Raw genomic sequence first — 13,012 nt, 5'->3', positions numbered from 1 at the left:
TCTCAGAAGGGTTCACGGCAGGGCCTCCATCAGCAGCCAGACGGTGAGGGGGATGACGACGGACGCGGTGGCGAGGGCGACGAGGACCTCCTCCGCGAAGGCGCGCAGGGTGGCGCGGCGCTCGGCCCTAGCGAGGACCTCGGCGGGGGTCTGCTGCTCCTGCAGGGCGACTCCTTGGTACATGGTCAGTCCTTCCTGCCCAGGTAGGGCTTGGCGGCGAGCTCGATCTTGGCGTTGGTCAGGTCGAAGCGCGGGTCGGCCACGTCGTGGAGGCGCCAGCTGAAGGGCCGGTCGATGGAGCCCTCCGGGAAGTTCAGGTTCATGCCTTCGACGCGAAGGCGGTAGTGCGGCAGGTTGTAGTTGCCCCGCTTCTCCAGGCACTCCTGGGCCTCCGCGGTGAGGGTGATCTGGCTGACGATCCAGTCGGGGGTCATGGGTCAGCCCCTCCCGGCAGCGGCCAGCGCCTGCGCGCGGGTCTTGTAGGTCTTGATGCCCAGGTTCACCAGCTGCTCCAGGGTCCGGGCGTAGGTGAACTGGTAGCCGGTCTGGTGCTTCAGGGACCGGGCGTTGAGGTCGCTGGAGGTCCACTGCGAGTTCTGCCAGCGGGCGACGATGTAGCGCCCGCCGGTCAGCGGCTGAACCTCGTCCACCAGCTCGGCCTCGACCGCGGCGATGGCCTGCTCGGCGGTGACCGTCTCGTACTCGCGGTACTGGGTGGCGACCTCGATGCGGGCCCAGCGGTCGCCGCCGGCCTTCTCCTTGGTGATGCGGGCCTTCAGGGCGCGCACCGTGAGGGCGCCCTCGTAGGTGACCGACTGGCCGCGCTGCCCCTCGCCGCTGACGATCTTGATGACCGTGTTCATCACTTCACCCCCACCAGCTGCTTCAGCTCGGCCTTCAGGGCCTTGGCCTTCTCGCCGCGGTAGCTCCGAGCGTTGTTCAGGAAGTAGAGGATGATGCTCTTCATCGAGTCGTAGCCGCAGTCGTCGTGGATCGTCTCGGCCTCCAACATGGCGTTGAGGTAGGGCTGCGCGGCGTAGTTGATCTTGACGCCCCAGTCCTTGCGGATGTCGCGAGCGATGGCGCAGACGAGGCGCGGGGTGGGCTTCGCCGGCTTGACCTCGATGGCCTTGGTGGCGGTGTCGAGGAGGCGCAGCACGTCGCCGCTCTCGACGTGGCGGGTGATCTCCTCGGCCAGGGCCGCGTCCACCGGGCGCACGAGGTCGCGCAGGGCGAGCAACGAGAAGCCGGCGGCCTGCAGGGGGGTCCAGCCGAGAGCCAGCGCGATGCGGGTGTGCAGGGTGTCCATTTGACCTCCTAGGTCGGGGGGGCTCCAAGCCCCGGTGGTTGACTGCAGCTGCGATGCTACGTCCGCTGAAAGGTGTTGTCAACTACTTGGCCTTAAACCGCCTCCGCAGCTGCTCGATGTAGTGGTCTTCCAGGCACTGGGGACACTGAGGCCCCGACCGCTTCTGCCCATGAACGCACTCGGTCCACATCTTACGTTCGGAGTCACTCATCGGCCGTCCGGCCACTCGGGCCACATCCCCTGCGGCTAAGGCTGCCCCGTCCAAGAAGTCGGTCTTCATCTGGTCCTCCTAGGTCGGGGTCCGTCAGCGCCGGATGTAGTCGCTCTTGAGGTCCTCGGCGGTCACGTCCACCGTCGTCGGGTTGCTGTCGTCCGGGTCCTCCCAGTCGCAGTAGCAGTAGACGCCACCCTCGCCGCAGAGGACCGCGGCGAAGCTCACCAGCGCCTGCAGGGAGGTGAAGGTCCGGCGCAGGTTGAAGCGGTGGCCCTCGCGGGTGATGACCGAGAGGAGCCGGTAGGGGTCCTTGGGCTGGTTGACGAGGTTGGGCAGGCCAGCGAGGGCCTCGTCCACCGGGCGCACGGGGACGGCGGGGGTCGTCAGGCGGGCGGCGTGGACGTTGTCGAGGCCGTTCTGGCGCAAGCTGGTGCAGACCTGCCCGGCGAGCGAGCCGCAGCTGGGACAGGCGCGCTTCAGGACCTCCTGCCCGGCGGGCGAGTTGTAGCCGACCTCCGAGAGGCCAGGCTCGGCCTTGGCCGGGCCCTTCACGGCGTTCTCGTCAGGGACGATGGCAGAGGTCGCGTGCTCGTCCTGCTCCAGGGCGATCTCGGTGCCCATGAGGTGCGCGCACTTGCCCTTGTAGCCCTGCTTCTTCCAGCACTCAGGCCGCACGTCCGGCAGGAAGTTGACGCCGACGAAGCCGGCCTCGTAGAAGTAGCCGGTCACGGTGCCGACATGGCGCTTGCCCCAGACACCGCTGACGACGCGAGTGCCGGGCGCGGGCGGGCAGCTGAACTTGCCGCCGCCACAGAAGAGCAGGACGCCGTCGGCCTTGGCCTTCTTGTAGACCTCGTCGGTGGAGAAGCCAGCGATGAACCGGACAGGGAGGCCGGCGAGGGTCTTCAGGGAGTAGTTGTTCTTCAGGGTCGTGGTCATCTAGGCCTCCTAGGCCGGTGGGGCTCCAAGCCCCGTGGTTGCCGCGTGCTGCTCTTGACACCCTCGACTCTAGTGGGGGTTAAACACGTTGTCAACAGGTATATGTCGATTCTTGCTAAGTACCTGAAAACACTAGGTTTTTAGCCCCTCTGGCGGCGGCACCACTTGGCCCGCCGGATGGCCGCTACCACCGGCCGCGCCCCTGCAGCGTACCCCCGCTCGCAGTCGGGGCTCCCTCGGGCGCTGTAGTAGTTGCGGCGGTCGGTCCTGCAGGCATCCGCCGCCATCGAGCGCAGCCAGTAGCCGCGGGTGCCGGCCTCGCAGGCATCATCGGCGGCGCCCGGCTCCGACCGGATGCGGCGCCCTCGGGCGAGGCCCCTCTTGTACTCGGCGCTGGTCTTCATGGGGCGGAAGGATGTAGACGAGCGGGTGCCGCGCGAGCGCGACCTCGAGCGAGGCCCGGAACAGCTGGGAGGTGTAGAGGTCCCTCGCTGGAGCCTTGTGGGACTCCTTCGGACCGCTGCAGGAGACGAGGCCGATGTCCTGGGTCATTCGTCGTCCTCATCTTCCTCGGCCCAGGGGAGCGGAGCGCCGCTCTCGTCAATCACCCAAGCCGGAAAGTGCGTGTAATCGCCCTGCAACCAGAAGAAGGCGCGGTGGTTGCCGTCGATGATCGTCAGCCGGCCTTGCTTGTCCCGGTGGATCTTGAGCGGCGGGAAGGGCCGGCGCAGGGACCGGAAGTCCTCCCACGAGTACCCTCCCCCTCCATCCTCGTCCTCTTCACCCTCCTCGGCCAGCTGCGGTTCCGGGATGAACTCCACCGGGACGTAGGTGGTGAAGACCTCCACCTTCACCTTCGACTTCGTCGTCCACAAGATCGGGCCGTAATCTCTCAACACCGAGGCCTCGTCGGGCCGCTCCACCGAGTCCATCAAATCCCGCTTGCGGAAGTCAACGTAGGGAGTCTTCACGCGAACCTCCGGAAGCAGCTGGTGCAGAGCAGCTTCGCCCAGAGCCGGCGCGGGAGCCGCTTCCAGAGCGCGTCGCTGGTCATCCAGACCCGGAACTCCTTGCCGCAGACCTCGCAGACCATCCAGCCCTTCGGCGTGTTGGTGACGACCCAGCGCGCCGGGTAGCCGGGCTCGTAGCGGTGGATGCCGGTCTTGGAGAAGTCCATCACGACCTCCGGAAGACGAACTTCCGCTTCTTGCTCGTGCCCAGGCGCTTGAAGCCGGCCTCGATCATCTGGGCGACGGTGCGGTTCTTGGTGTGGCGGGTGGCGACCTGGCGCCCCTCGGCGTCCACCCAGGTCGGTGCGCCGCGGACGAGCCCCATGTCGAGCCAGTTGGTGGCCTTGTAGATGGTCCCCTCGTGGCCGTGGAGCTGGTCGGCGTAGGTGACGAGGGTCTTCCAGCGCCGGGGGACAAGGCGCATCGAGCGGGCTAGGAGCATCCCCGTGGCGTTCTTCGGCTCGCCGGGGGCCACGACGAGGCGGGAGAGCGCGAGCACGTCCCGCCAGCCCGCCGGGTCCACGCTCACCGCCGCCTTCTTGAGCGGAGGCATCCAGAGCGCCGCGCCGACGACCTCCCCCGTGGACCTCCGCACCAGGCAGTGCGCGGCGACCGAGGTGTTGGCGGCACCCTTGGCGTAGTGGTGGCTCTCGACCAAGGCCTTGGCGACCTTGTGGGGGCAGGCCTGGACCTCGTAGTCCTCGCGGTGGGCGACAGGTCCTTCGGGCTTGTAGCCGAGACGCTTCACGCCGACCTCCAAACGAGGAAGAGGCTCGACGGCAGGGCCCTCCCCGTCGAGCCTCCTCAACTTGCACAGCGACCGCGTGGAGCTACTTGCGGTACGCCTTGCGCCAGCACGCCCGGCGCGCGGCCTTGCCGTGCTTCTTGTTGCAACGCTTCGCGACCTTCTTGAACTTCGCCTTGCCGGCCATGTAGGCCTCCGTCGTCCTGCCCTTGGTGCTGCGGTTGACCAGTTGTAGCACAAGCCGGGGCGCCACTCTACCCCGGCTTCAGCACTCGACCCTTCGCGAGGTTCTTCAGGCACAGCGCCTTCCGGACGGCGTCCCCGATGTGATCGCAGACGCTGGCGTCGATGCCGGTGCGCGAGGGCTTGACCTTCTTCGCCGGCTTGGCCTTCTCCTTGGCCGACCTCATCAAGTCCTTCATGTACTGGCCGTGGTCGCGGTCCCACTTCTTGCGCCACTCGGGCGGGTCTTCCGGGACAACCGGGAGCCCGGCCTTCCTCTGCGCGGCGGCGAGGTCGATGTTGTAGTCCTTGTCGGGCGCCGTGTACCGCTTGATGACGCAGACCTTGGCCGGGTCCTTCACGTCGAGCCACTTGCCGGTGACCAGGCTCTTGGCTGCCACGTCAAGGACCTCGTACCCGCGACTGGTCGTGCCGGTGAGGATGACCTCCTCGCCGCCGATGATGGCGTGCTGGCCGCGCTTGAACAGGGGGTTGTTGGGCCCCTGCACCTGCGGCAGGCACGCCTCGCCACCGGCCCTCGTCGGCGGGGAGACGACCCGCTTGGCCTTCTTCCCAGCTGCGGCGGCGCGCCAGCCCGGAGGCCCGCCGCGCCCGGCCGACCTCGAGGTCCGGATGCGGCTCACGCGGTGGCGCAGGCCCTTCGCCCAGGTGCGCTTATTCGCCTTCGCCTGGACCGACTTGACGAACTTCCGACCCGCCTTCGACTTGGGCTTGCCGACGATCTTCCAGCCCGTGTCGTGGGTGACCCGCGACCTGGGCGCGTTGGCGCGCTCGGCGGCGGCACGCCAACCCGGAGGCGGGCGCGACGACCGCTTCGTGGCGGTGACCGGCCGGTGCTTGAGCCAGCCCTTCGGATGTTCGCGGCGGGCCGGCCGGCTATCGAACCGACCTCCGCTTGTAGACGTACTGGGGGCGGTCGCTCCGGGTGTACGTCTTCCAGCACTGCTTCTGGAGGCTCTTGCGCTTGGCGTTGCACTTGCGCGCGATGGTCGCGAAGGCGCGGCGCAGCTCCCGCTGGGCGACGGTGGGGCGCTTCTTGCCGCACACCTCGGACCCGCTCTTGCGGCCGACGAAGCGGACGGTCCGGCCGCGCTTGGTCTTGAAGAAAATCGCCTGCTTCTTGCAGAACTTCGCCATCTGAGTCCTCGGGTACTTCCCTTACTTCAGGCTCTTCGCGAGCGCGTGGAGTGCCTTCTTGACCGCGGCGGTGGGAGTGTACCCCCAGGCCAGCTTACCGCACTTCACGGGGCGGTTGAACCCGACGCGACCACGAAGTCTGGATACCGGAACCTGGCGCACGCAAGCCCGCGCCTCGTAGTAGCCCTTGTACTTGCCCGGCTTCGACGCGTAGGCCATGCGGTTGGTCACGACTTCGACGCGGATCTTTGACCCCCGCGAGTTGCCGCCGCCGTTCTTGTAGTACGCCTTGACGATCTTGCTGTTGCTGTGCTTCACGCGCCCAAACGACATGACGTTCCTCAGGTCCTGCCCTGTTCCTATGTACCGCTGGAAGGTAGCACGACTCACATCATCAGCCGGTACCGGCCCGGCGCTTTCGAGTACTCGGCCTTCATCAGCGCCATGCCCTCGGCCTCGGTGTCCACGGTCGCGAAGGTCTTGAAGCGAGCACCCTCCTTGCGCTGGACCTGAATCCTGTAGTCCGCGCCCTGCTCGATCCCGTGCTGGCTGACGATGGCGCCGTGCTTGTTGCAGAGGCGCCGGAAGTCGGCCCCGTGGTTGGGGAAGCCCAGGTGGATCGCCTCGTGGACGAGGACGCGCATGATCATCGCGTCGTCCAGGGCCAGGAGCTTGTCGGAGACGAGGAGCGTGTAGCCCTCGCGGCAGTAGGCGATGAGGTGGTCCGGACCGGTGGGCGCCGGCACCGCCACCGGCCGGCAGGCCCGGCTCATCACGATGGAGGCGTAACCCTCGCCCGGCTCGCGGCCCTCGCCCAGGCGCACGGTGACCTTCGCCGCCGTCCCCGGCCCCCAGACCTTCGCCACCGCCTCCATGAAGAGGTCGAGGACGCGGGTGCGCTCGAGGCCGGCGAAGTCCATCAGCCTCGCGCCTTCCTGCGGTTCGGGTGCTGGTCGGCCTGGTGCGCGAGCCAGAAGAGGAGGCCGAAGCCGCCCGCGAACCACGCGAGGATCTTCAGGCCCTTGGTCTTGTCGGGATCGGACTCGTAGGCGCCGTAGCCGTCGTAGTTGAGGACGGGCCCGTACTCGTCGGACGGGGCGCCGATGGGCTGCGCCTCTTCGTACACGGGACGGCGGCGCTGGCAGGGACAGGTCATCACAGCCTCGCCTTCTTGAGCCGGGAGTAGTACCGCTTCCCGCCCTTCTCCGACAGGTGATCGACGGCGGTGCGGCAAGCTCGCCTCGCGTCGGTGAAGTGCTCGCGCTCGACCTTGATACCCATGCGGAGCTGGGCCGGGTCCACCTTCGTGGCCTTGCCCTTGCGCCAGCCCTTGCGGCACGGCCACTTCATCGGAAGAACCTCACGCCCATCGTGGCGTTGAAGTCGCTGTTGAGGTTGTCGGCCGGCATCATCTTGAGCGCCACGTCGGCCTTCACCTTGCCGGCGAACATCTGGTTGAGGAAGGCCTCGGCCTGTATCACGTCCTGGTCGTCGTCCAGGGTGACCTCGTTGTCGAGGACCAGCTGCAGGTGCTCCGCGATGATGAGGGCGCACTCCTGGTGGTTGCCCGCCGCGGCCGGCTCCCAGAGCGCCGGGGCGAGGTCGGTCAGGTCGAACGGCCAGACGTGCTCGCCCAGGCCCATCAGGTCCATGAACTCCTCGGACCGGCTGGAGTTGGTGAACCTCGCGCTGCAGCCGTTGGAGCGGCAGTCGTCGTCGCACTGGTGGCTGCCGAAGCCTTTGGTGGGCTTGGGAGGCGCCTTCGTCTGCAGCTGGTTGGCGCAGTCCATGACCTCGCGCCAGAACTTCTTCGACCACGCCGGCATTGAGATCGGCGCGTTCATCGACCTGGGAAAGTCGGCGTACAACTTCCGGCCTGCGATGGAGATCACCGCGTAGGCGGCGCGGTACTCGTTGCTGTAGCCGTCGCCCAACTTCGGCAGGCTGGCCGGCGCGGCGAGCTTCTCCTTGTAGACCTTCTCGCACCACTCCTTGCCCGTCGTCATCGGCGCCTCCCGAAGTTGTCGTTGCTGGCGCCGCCCTTCGACGCGCGGAAGCCGAGGATGGCCTTGCCCTTCTCGGTGAGGCGCAGCTGGGGGCCGTCGATGGTGATGAGCCCGGCCTTGTAGCAGCGCCTGACGTGCGGCGCGCTCGTCGGACGCAGCTGGTTGGGCGCCGTGTCCTTGCCTTTGAAGAGGTCCTCGAGGACCCATAGGTTCAGGTCGGTGGGGTCGCCCTTCGCGCCGAAGGCCTTCGACGGCTTGACCGGCTTGCAGACCTCCGACCAGTTGTCGATCTCGACCGGTCCGACGTTGCCCTTGACCGTAGGCTTGAGCTTCTGCAGCTTCGGCGCCTCGCCCCACTTCTCCGGCTTCAGGCCGATGGCCTCGACCACGACAGGCCGGTTGGCCTCCGCGGCGATCTCCTTCTGGTCGGTGTAGAAGACGTAGCTGTAGAAGCCGTGCTCCCAGTCGATGTCCTCGAACTTCAGGCGACCGACCAACAACACGTCCACCCAGGGGCCCTCACCGGACGGACCTTCCTGCACACCGGCCCCGTCAAGCTCCCAGGACCAGTACTTGCCGAGGCAGTCCCAGTTGATGCGGTCCTGCCAGCGGTCCTCGAGGACGCGGATGTAGCGGTAGCCGACGACCTCCCCGTCACGCATGACCCGCTTGGCCTGGCTCCGGTAGTCGTAGACGAGGTCCCACATCTCGTCCTTGACCGTCTCCTCGTCCAGCTCACCCTGGCTGAAGAAGTCCGAGGCCTCGTTCTCGGCCCATGCGAACATGGACTCCTCGGTTCGCATGAACTCGGGCAGCTGCCGGGGCATCAACTACCTCTTTCCGTACCCGTACAGCCCGTAGCGGTTGCGGCCGGCGCGGACGCGCCCGCCGAGGCCCTTCACGCCGCCGAATGCGGCCGGCTTGTCGGGGATGCAGCTCTTGCCCCCGCTCTTCTTGCAGCCGCAGTGCTTCTTCATCAAGGCGTCGGCCTGCTCCGGGCTGTCCACCGGGTAGAGCGCGCCGTTCTGGCCGGTCTTCTTGCCGCAGATGCGGAGGTGCGGCCCTCCGCGGGCGAGGCCCTTCGCCTGCGCCTGGGAGTCGGTGAAGAACTCCAGCTCGTAGTGGCACTCCCGCATCCCCTTCTTCGCGTTGTGCTTGCCGGGGGCGCGGCAGGGGGTCTTGGAGGCGGTCGCCGCCGGGGTGAGCGGCTTGCCTTTGAGCGTGGTCGTGATGAGCGGCGTGGAGCGCGCGATGACCTTGTTCAGCCGGAAGCTGGTACCCACCGCCGTGCGCGAGGACTCGAGGACCTTCTCGCGGCACGCCTTGACCGACTTGGCGCCCTGGCAGAAGGCCTTGAGCCCGCCGCCCAGCATCCCCTTCGCGAACGGACGGCCGACCCGGTTCTTCGCGCAGAACTCCGCGAGTTCCCCCTTCGACATATTGGAGGGGAGGTCGACCTTCTCGCCGCGGAGGAAGGCGCTGCACAGCCGGGCCGAGCGCAGCTTCGACCCCTTGTCGCTGGGGTCGTAGCCGGGGAGGATCTTGACCTTCTTCTGCTTCGCAGCCATCGCTGCTCCAGGCCCTGCCCTAGTGGACGGTGAAGTTCACGCGCTTGCCCAGCTGAGTCCAGCAGATGCGGCAGCCCAGACGCCCCGTCGTGGGGTCATGGGCCCACTGGCAGGTGTTCGCGTCAACGTCCGTCGAGTACACCGGGCACCCGAGGTCGTAGCGGTCGTCCTTGCCTTCGCCCGCGTTGTCGTCGCGGAAGATGGCCGTCGTCCCCACCGCGTTGGACGGGTGGAGCGCGCCGGGGGCGTGGTCGCCCGTGTGGTAGGCGCTGCAGCGCACGATGAGGTTGGGCCGGTCGTCGCCCGCCGAGACGAGGCTCTTCGGGTCGAGCAGCTTGTGCCAGGCGTCCTGGCTCTCGGTCTTCCACGACTGCGTCGCCCAGCTGCGCGTCGGCGCCCACATCTTCACGGCCGGGTCGAGCTTGTAGATGCGGTTGGCGACCTCGACCCAGGCCGCGGCGTAGGCCTGCGAGAAGAAGTCTCCGGACGAGTGGATGCGCGCCGGGCGGATGCCGTTCTCCTGGGGGAAGTAGTGCAGCAGCTTCATCGAGGCGACCACGGTGTCGATCCAGAGGCCGGGGTCGGCCTGGAGCAGGTGCTTCGTCCAGTGGTAGCGCACCGTGTTGCCGATGGCCGCGGTCAACTCGCGGTAGTTGCCGCCCGAGGCGTAGCAGCTCTGACAGATCGGCGTCTTCCACTGCCCGTCGCCGCCCTCGTCGCCCTCGTAGAACTTGATGGTCCGGCCGTCCGGGTCCTTGGCCTTGAGGTGGCCGTGCTTGTCGAGCATCGTCTTGCGCTCGTGCGCGTCCACGATGGACTGGCCCGCCGCCGCGGCCGGGCAGCTGCCGCCGACCCACGGGGCGCCGGCCGTGAGGTCCCACGTCGGGCACTGCATCTTCCCGCTCATGCCCCACAGCTTGAACGTCTTGAAGGTGCTCCCGACGCTGGTAGCGTAGCCAACGAGGTCCGAGGGCAGGCCCCGCTCCAGCTCCAGGCAAAGCTCGCCGGCCTTGTTGGCGATGATGCGGACCGTCTGGTCCTCGAGCGCGTGCTCGATCATCCGGCGAATCCAGAGCGTGCGCGTCAGGTTCGCGTGGCTGGCCTCCAGCGGAGGACGCTCGCCCAACGCGGCCCCGAAGGAGGGAGGCCGGTACACGGCCTTCTCCAGTTCGGCGTCTTCCGAGGGGTCCAACTCGCCTTCGTCGGGGAGGATCTGAGCCATGCGCCGGTTGTAGCACGACCAACCGGGCATGGTCACCTACGAGCTAGAAGGGCCCGACCACACTCCGGACGGCCCGCAGCATCTCCGCGCGGGTCATCTTCTCGATCTCCCCCCAGGCCGTCGGGTTGTCCCGCATCAGGCGCTGAGTCCAGAGGCGGATCATCTGCCCCTTGTCGCGCTGCTCGTCCTTCGCGGTGAGCTTGAGCCGCCGGCCCCAGGCGCTGTCGTGCGGCGTCACGCCCGTCTCGAGGACGAAGTGCCCCTCGCAGACCGCGCAGACCAGCTTCAGGCTGATGAAGCAGGAGCCCTTCACCAGCTGCACCGCCTTGACGCGGAACGTAGGCCTGCCGCAGTCGGGGCACTTCAGGTTCCACTCCGCGCCGCCCAGGCGCAGGGAGCCCTGCAGGGCGTTCTTCAGCTTCTTGACCAGCTTCTTCGGCGTGACGTTCTTGGTCTTCACGGTTCGATCCTCTTCGCCTTGAGCTGCTGGTAGTACTCCTCGCTCGCCTTCATCGCGGCCTTCTGCGCCGCCGCGACCTCCAGGCGCTGGCGGATGTACTCGTTCTCGGGCAGCGCCTGGATGAGCGCGTCCACCTCCTCGGGCTTCTCGTCGAAGGTCTGGCCGGTGCCATCGTTGAAGACGACGCGGGTGCCTTTCAAGACGGGCGGGTCCTTGATGTAGTCGAGGTCGGCCGCGTACCGCGCGATGGCCGCGAGGTTGATGCGGTGCTTCTCGTCGTCGTCGGTCAGGATGATGAACTGGTTCACGCTTCACCTCTCGGGGATGAGGACGGGCACGTCCTGGTAGCAGCTCTTGCACAGGTGCCAGGGCTGGGTCTTCACGTCGGACCGGGGCAGCGCCGACACGTCCTCCAGCGCGGAGCCAGCGGTCACGTCGAGGCAGCACGTCAGGATGGCGCCCGAGGCCGCGACGAAGCCGTGGCCGCTGGTCAGCCACGGGCAGGGGAAGCGGTAGCTGGGCTTGATCCAGTCCACCTGCCCAGCCCAGTCGTTGGGGTTGAGGGCGCCGTCCATCGAGATGCCGGCGATGAGCCCCGCGTCCTTCAGGCCCTGGATGGCGTGCGCCGCGCGGGCGGGCTGGTGCGTGCTCACCCAGACCTTCGGCTGGAAGGGCTTGATGGCCTCGATGAGGGCCGGCGTGACGAGGATGCCGTTGGTGGCGAAGATGATGTCCCGGTACGGGCCGACGACGGCGCGGGCCTCCGCGATCATGCCGGGGAAGCGGGGGTGAAGCGTGGACTCCCCGACGCCCGCGAGGTTGAGCTCCCCCTGGGTGCCCTGCCGGACGAAGTGCTCGACCCAGCGCAGCGCGGCGCGCCAGGTGCCCTCGCCCATGTCCAGCTTGACCCGCGTCATGGCCTTGTCGTTGCCGTGGACGCAGTAGCTGCAGCGCAGGTTGCAGCGGCTCGAGATCTCGATCTGCTGGATGGTCTTGATGAACATCAGCGGCCCCCGTTCAAGCGGTAGGCGATGGTCCTCGCGACCTCGATGGTGTCGCAGTCCGCGACGTGCTCGATGACCTTCTCGCCCTTCTCGGTCCAGCTCGTCTTGATGACCTGGGGCTTGGGCGAGTCCACCGCCTCGTAGAGGTCGAACCGCTCCAGCTGGAAGTAGTTGTTGGCGTCGAAGACGGCGTCGGAGAGGCTCGCCTCGACATCTCCCATCGTCTTTCGGAGAAAGTCCCCGACCTTCATGTTCGGTCCGAGCTGGCACAGCCGGGACTCGTACAGCGCCGACTTGCCATCCGCGCAGGCCTTCCGGAGCACGAAGCAGGCCTTGCGCTTGAGGTCCAGCTCCTTCTGGAGCCGTTCGATCTTCTCCGCGAGGTCGGCCTTCTCATTCTTGAGGTTCCCGATGAGCCAGTCCTGCGCCTCGGTGATGACCGGGTCCACCTTGGTGGCCTGCTCGTACTTCTGGGCGAAGTACGGCGCGAAGACGGCGTCGATGAGGTTGTTGAGGTTCACTTGAGCCCCTTGTCCTTGCAGACGTGGCAGACCGAGACGCCGGCCACGGCGTGGAACTGCTTCTGGCAGTGGACGCAGACGTGCGTGACCGCCGCGATGAGTACCCCAGGCCCCCTCAACCAGTTGCACTCTTTGTTGAAGGAGTTCTTCGGGTGGGCGTGCGTGCCGTACTCACCGCTGACGAGGGAGGCCGCGGTGTTAGACAGGCAGACCTCGCCGCAGACGCAGGGCACCTGGGCCTTCATGGCCGCGTTGAAGGCGTCGAGGCCCCCGACCACCGCCTTGCCCGTGACGACGGCCTGGTCCATCTCCTCCGGCGTCGGCCCCGGCCGCAGGTGCGTGACCTTCGCGCCGGGGCCTTCGGGCGCCGGGAACATGGTGCCGACCACCTGGTTGACCATCGACGTGATGGAGGCAGGGTCGAAGCCGCGCGCCTTGACGAGGAACTCCTCGACCGTCTCCGCGATGTCCTGCGTCATCAGGTCCTTGAAGACGAGGACGCTCTTCACGTCGCCGCTCTGGAAGGACGGCCGGACCTTGAAGATGGCCTTGTCGTTGTAGACCACCTTGACGAAGCGGTGCTGCTTCTCGGACTGCGAGACGTAGACCTCGGTGACCTCGATGAACATGAGCT

The 13,012-nt window shown here is 67.4% G+C and carries 25 protein-coding genes; all 25 read right to left on the bottom strand.

What is annotated here, in order from left to right; all coding sequences use genetic code 11:
* Positions 1-12 precede the first annotated feature (12 nt).
* On the bottom strand, positions 13-183 hold the full coding sequence (locus WC729_RS29685; protein ID WP_372858438.1) for a hypothetical protein: 171 nt from the start codon (positions 181-183) through the stop codon (positions 13-15).
* A gap of 2 nt (positions 184-185) precedes the next feature.
* Positions 186-434, bottom strand: a complete 249-nt coding sequence (locus tag WC729_RS29680; RefSeq protein WP_372858436.1) for a hypothetical protein — start codon at positions 432-434, stop codon at positions 186-188.
* Positions 435-437: 3 nt separating this feature from the next.
* A complete protein-coding gene (locus tag WC729_RS29675) occupies positions 438-863 on the bottom strand; it encodes a hypothetical protein (protein ID WP_372858434.1) in 426 nt (141 codons plus the stop codon).
* Entirely contained in the window at positions 863-1,309 is a 447-nt protein-coding gene (locus WC729_RS29670) for a hypothetical protein (protein WP_372858433.1), read from the bottom strand. The genes WC729_RS29675 and WC729_RS29670 overlap by 1 nt, the downstream gene beginning before the upstream one ends.
* Positions 1,310-1,613: 304 nt before the next feature.
* Positions 1,614-2,462 carry a hypothetical protein gene (locus tag WC729_RS29665; RefSeq protein WP_372858432.1) on the bottom strand — a complete coding sequence of 283 codons (849 nt, stop codon included), beginning with the start codon at positions 2,460-2,462 and terminating at the stop codon, positions 1,614-1,616.
* Between the two features lie 327 nt (positions 2,463-2,789).
* Positions 2,790-3,014, bottom strand: a complete 225-nt coding sequence (locus tag WC729_RS29660; RefSeq protein ID WP_372858430.1) for a DUF6884 domain-containing protein — start codon at positions 3,012-3,014, stop codon at positions 2,790-2,792.
* Complete coding sequence (locus WC729_RS29655) at positions 3,011-3,433, bottom strand: hypothetical protein (protein WP_372858429.1); 423 nt, start codon at positions 3,431-3,433, stop codon at positions 3,011-3,013. The genes WC729_RS29660 and WC729_RS29655 overlap by 4 nt, the downstream gene beginning before the upstream one ends.
* Positions 3,430-3,639 (bottom strand): hypothetical protein, encoded by a 210-nt coding sequence (locus tag WC729_RS29650; RefSeq protein WP_372858427.1) that lies wholly within the window; start codon positions 3,637-3,639, stop codon positions 3,430-3,432. The genes WC729_RS29655 and WC729_RS29650 overlap by 4 nt, the downstream gene beginning before the upstream one ends.
* Positions 3,639-4,220 (bottom strand): hypothetical protein, encoded by a 582-nt coding sequence (locus WC729_RS29645; RefSeq protein ID WP_372858426.1) that lies wholly within the window; start codon positions 4,218-4,220, stop codon positions 3,639-3,641. The genes WC729_RS29650 and WC729_RS29645 overlap by 1 nt, the downstream gene beginning before the upstream one ends.
* A gap of 82 nt (positions 4,221-4,302) precedes the next feature.
* A complete protein-coding gene (locus tag WC729_RS29640) occupies positions 4,303-4,470 on the bottom strand; it encodes a hypothetical protein (protein ID WP_372858425.1) in 168 nt (55 codons plus the stop codon).
* Between the two features lies 1 nt (position 4,471).
* Positions 4,472-5,083: a hypothetical protein gene (locus tag WC729_RS29635; protein WP_372858423.1), complete on the bottom strand. Its 612-nt coding sequence runs from the start codon at positions 5,081-5,083 to the stop codon at positions 4,472-4,474.
* Between the two features lie 253 nt (positions 5,084-5,336).
* Entirely contained in the window at positions 5,337-5,597 is a 261-nt protein-coding gene (locus WC729_RS29630) for a hypothetical protein (protein ID WP_372858421.1), read from the bottom strand.
* A 21-nt stretch (positions 5,598-5,618) separates the two neighbouring features.
* Positions 5,619-5,915: a hypothetical protein gene (locus tag WC729_RS29625; protein ID WP_372858420.1), complete on the bottom strand. Its 297-nt coding sequence runs from the start codon at positions 5,913-5,915 to the stop codon at positions 5,619-5,621.
* A 68-nt stretch (positions 5,916-5,983) separates the two neighbouring features.
* Entirely contained in the window at positions 5,984-6,517 is a 534-nt protein-coding gene (locus tag WC729_RS29620; RefSeq protein ID WP_372858419.1) for a YgjP-like metallopeptidase domain-containing protein, read from the bottom strand.
* Positions 6,517-6,753 carry a hypothetical protein gene (locus WC729_RS29615; protein WP_372858418.1) on the bottom strand — a complete coding sequence of 79 codons (237 nt, stop codon included), beginning with the start codon at positions 6,751-6,753 and terminating at the stop codon, positions 6,517-6,519. Before WC729_RS29615 ends, WC729_RS29620 begins: the two co-directional genes overlap by 1 nt.
* Positions 6,753-6,947, bottom strand: coding sequence for a DUF5661 family protein (locus WC729_RS29610; RefSeq protein WP_372858417.1), 195 nt, complete (start codon positions 6,945-6,947; stop codon positions 6,753-6,755). Before WC729_RS29610 ends, WC729_RS29615 begins: the two co-directional genes overlap by 1 nt.
* Entirely contained in the window at positions 6,944-7,603 is a 660-nt protein-coding gene (locus tag WC729_RS29605; protein WP_372858415.1) for a hypothetical protein, read from the bottom strand. The genes WC729_RS29610 and WC729_RS29605 overlap by 4 nt, the downstream gene beginning before the upstream one ends.
* Positions 7,600-8,430: a hypothetical protein gene (locus WC729_RS29600; RefSeq protein ID WP_372858414.1), complete on the bottom strand. Its 831-nt coding sequence runs from the start codon at positions 8,428-8,430 to the stop codon at positions 7,600-7,602. The genes WC729_RS29605 and WC729_RS29600 overlap by 4 nt, the downstream gene beginning before the upstream one ends.
* A gap of 3 nt (positions 8,431-8,433) precedes the next feature.
* A complete protein-coding gene (locus WC729_RS29595; protein ID WP_372858413.1) occupies positions 8,434-9,171 on the bottom strand; it encodes a hypothetical protein in 738 nt (245 codons plus the stop codon).
* Between the two features lie 19 nt (positions 9,172-9,190).
* Entirely contained in the window at positions 9,191-10,393 is a 1,203-nt protein-coding gene (locus WC729_RS29590; RefSeq protein ID WP_372858412.1) for a hypothetical protein, read from the bottom strand.
* Between the two features lie 43 nt (positions 10,394-10,436).
* Complete coding sequence (locus WC729_RS29585; protein ID WP_372858410.1) at positions 10,437-10,853, bottom strand: hypothetical protein; 417 nt, start codon at positions 10,851-10,853, stop codon at positions 10,437-10,439.
* Entirely contained in the window at positions 10,850-11,161 is a 312-nt protein-coding gene (locus WC729_RS29580; protein ID WP_372858409.1) for a hypothetical protein, read from the bottom strand. The genes WC729_RS29585 and WC729_RS29580 overlap by 4 nt, the downstream gene beginning before the upstream one ends.
* A gap of 3 nt (positions 11,162-11,164) precedes the next feature.
* Positions 11,165-11,857 (bottom strand): radical SAM protein, encoded by a 693-nt coding sequence (locus tag WC729_RS29575; protein ID WP_372858408.1) that lies wholly within the window; start codon positions 11,855-11,857, stop codon positions 11,165-11,167.
* Positions 11,857-12,378, bottom strand: coding sequence for a hypothetical protein (locus tag WC729_RS29570; RefSeq protein WP_372858406.1), 522 nt, complete (start codon positions 12,376-12,378; stop codon positions 11,857-11,859). Before WC729_RS29570 ends, WC729_RS29575 begins: the two co-directional genes overlap by 1 nt.
* Positions 12,375-13,007, bottom strand: coding sequence for a hypothetical protein (locus WC729_RS29565; RefSeq protein WP_372858405.1), 633 nt, complete (start codon positions 13,005-13,007; stop codon positions 12,375-12,377). Before WC729_RS29565 ends, WC729_RS29570 begins: the two co-directional genes overlap by 4 nt.
* Positions 13,008-13,012: the final 5 nt, after the last annotated feature.

The sequence above is a fragment of the Sphingomonas sp. genome (genome assembly GCF_041661825.1).
GTDB lineage: Bacteria > Pseudomonadota > Alphaproteobacteria > Sphingomonadales > Sphingomonadaceae > Sphingomonas.
This window is presented reverse-complemented; position numbering and strand designations above follow the sequence as displayed.

Excerpts from the sequence above, each read along its gene's own strand:
- WC729_RS29685 (WP_372858438.1), bottom strand. The coding sequence starts at position 183 with ATGTACCAAGGAGTCGCCCTGCAGGAGCAGCAGACCCCCGCCGAGGTC.
- WC729_RS29680 (WP_372858436.1), bottom strand. The coding sequence starts at position 434 with ATGACCCCCGACTGGATCGTCAGCCAGATCACCCTCACCGCGGAGGCC.
- WC729_RS29675 (WP_372858434.1), bottom strand. The coding sequence starts at position 863 with ATGAACACGGTCATCAAGATCGTCAGCGGCGAGGGGCAGCGCGGCCAG.
- WC729_RS29670 (WP_372858433.1), bottom strand. The coding sequence starts at position 1,309 with ATGGACACCCTGCACACCCGCATCGCGCTGGCTCTCGGCTGGACCCCC.
- WC729_RS29665 (WP_372858432.1), bottom strand. The coding sequence starts at position 2,462 with ATGACCACGACCCTGAAGAACAACTACTCCCTGAAGACCCTCGCCGGC.
- WC729_RS29660 (WP_372858430.1), bottom strand. The coding sequence starts at position 3,014 with ATGACCCAGGACATCGGCCTCGTCTCCTGCAGCGGTCCGAAGGAGTCC.
- WC729_RS29650 (WP_372858427.1), bottom strand. The coding sequence starts at position 3,639 with ATGGACTTCTCCAAGACCGGCATCCACCGCTACGAGCCCGGCTACCCG.
- WC729_RS29630 (WP_372858421.1), bottom strand. The coding sequence starts at position 5,597 with ATGGCGAAGTTCTGCAAGAAGCAGGCGATTTTCTTCAAGACCAAGCGC.
- WC729_RS29620 (WP_372858419.1), bottom strand. The coding sequence starts at position 6,517 with ATGGACTTCGCCGGCCTCGAGCGCACCCGCGTCCTCGACCTCTTCATG.
- WC729_RS29615 (WP_372858418.1), bottom strand. The coding sequence starts at position 6,753 with ATGACCTGTCCCTGCCAGCGCCGCCGTCCCGTGTACGAAGAGGCGCAG.
- WC729_RS29610 (WP_372858417.1), bottom strand. The coding sequence starts at position 6,947 with ATGAAGTGGCCGTGCCGCAAGGGCTGGCGCAAGGGCAAGGCCACGAAG.
- WC729_RS29605 (WP_372858415.1), bottom strand. The coding sequence starts at position 7,603 with ATGACGACGGGCAAGGAGTGGTGCGAGAAGGTCTACAAGGAGAAGCTC.
- WC729_RS29600 (WP_372858414.1), bottom strand. The coding sequence starts at position 8,430 with ATGCCCCGGCAGCTGCCCGAGTTCATGCGAACCGAGGAGTCCATGTTC.
- WC729_RS29595 (WP_372858413.1), bottom strand. The coding sequence starts at position 9,171 with ATGGCTGCGAAGCAGAAGAAGGTCAAGATCCTCCCCGGCTACGACCCC.
- WC729_RS29590 (WP_372858412.1), bottom strand. The coding sequence starts at position 10,393 with ATGGCTCAGATCCTCCCCGACGAAGGCGAGTTGGACCCCTCGGAAGAC.
- WC729_RS29575 (WP_372858408.1), bottom strand. The coding sequence starts at position 11,857 with ATGTTCATCAAGACCATCCAGCAGATCGAGATCTCGAGCCGCTGCAAC.
- WC729_RS29565 (WP_372858405.1), bottom strand. The coding sequence starts at position 13,007 with ATGTTCATCGAGGTCACCGAGGTCTACGTCTCGCAGTCCGAGAAGCAG.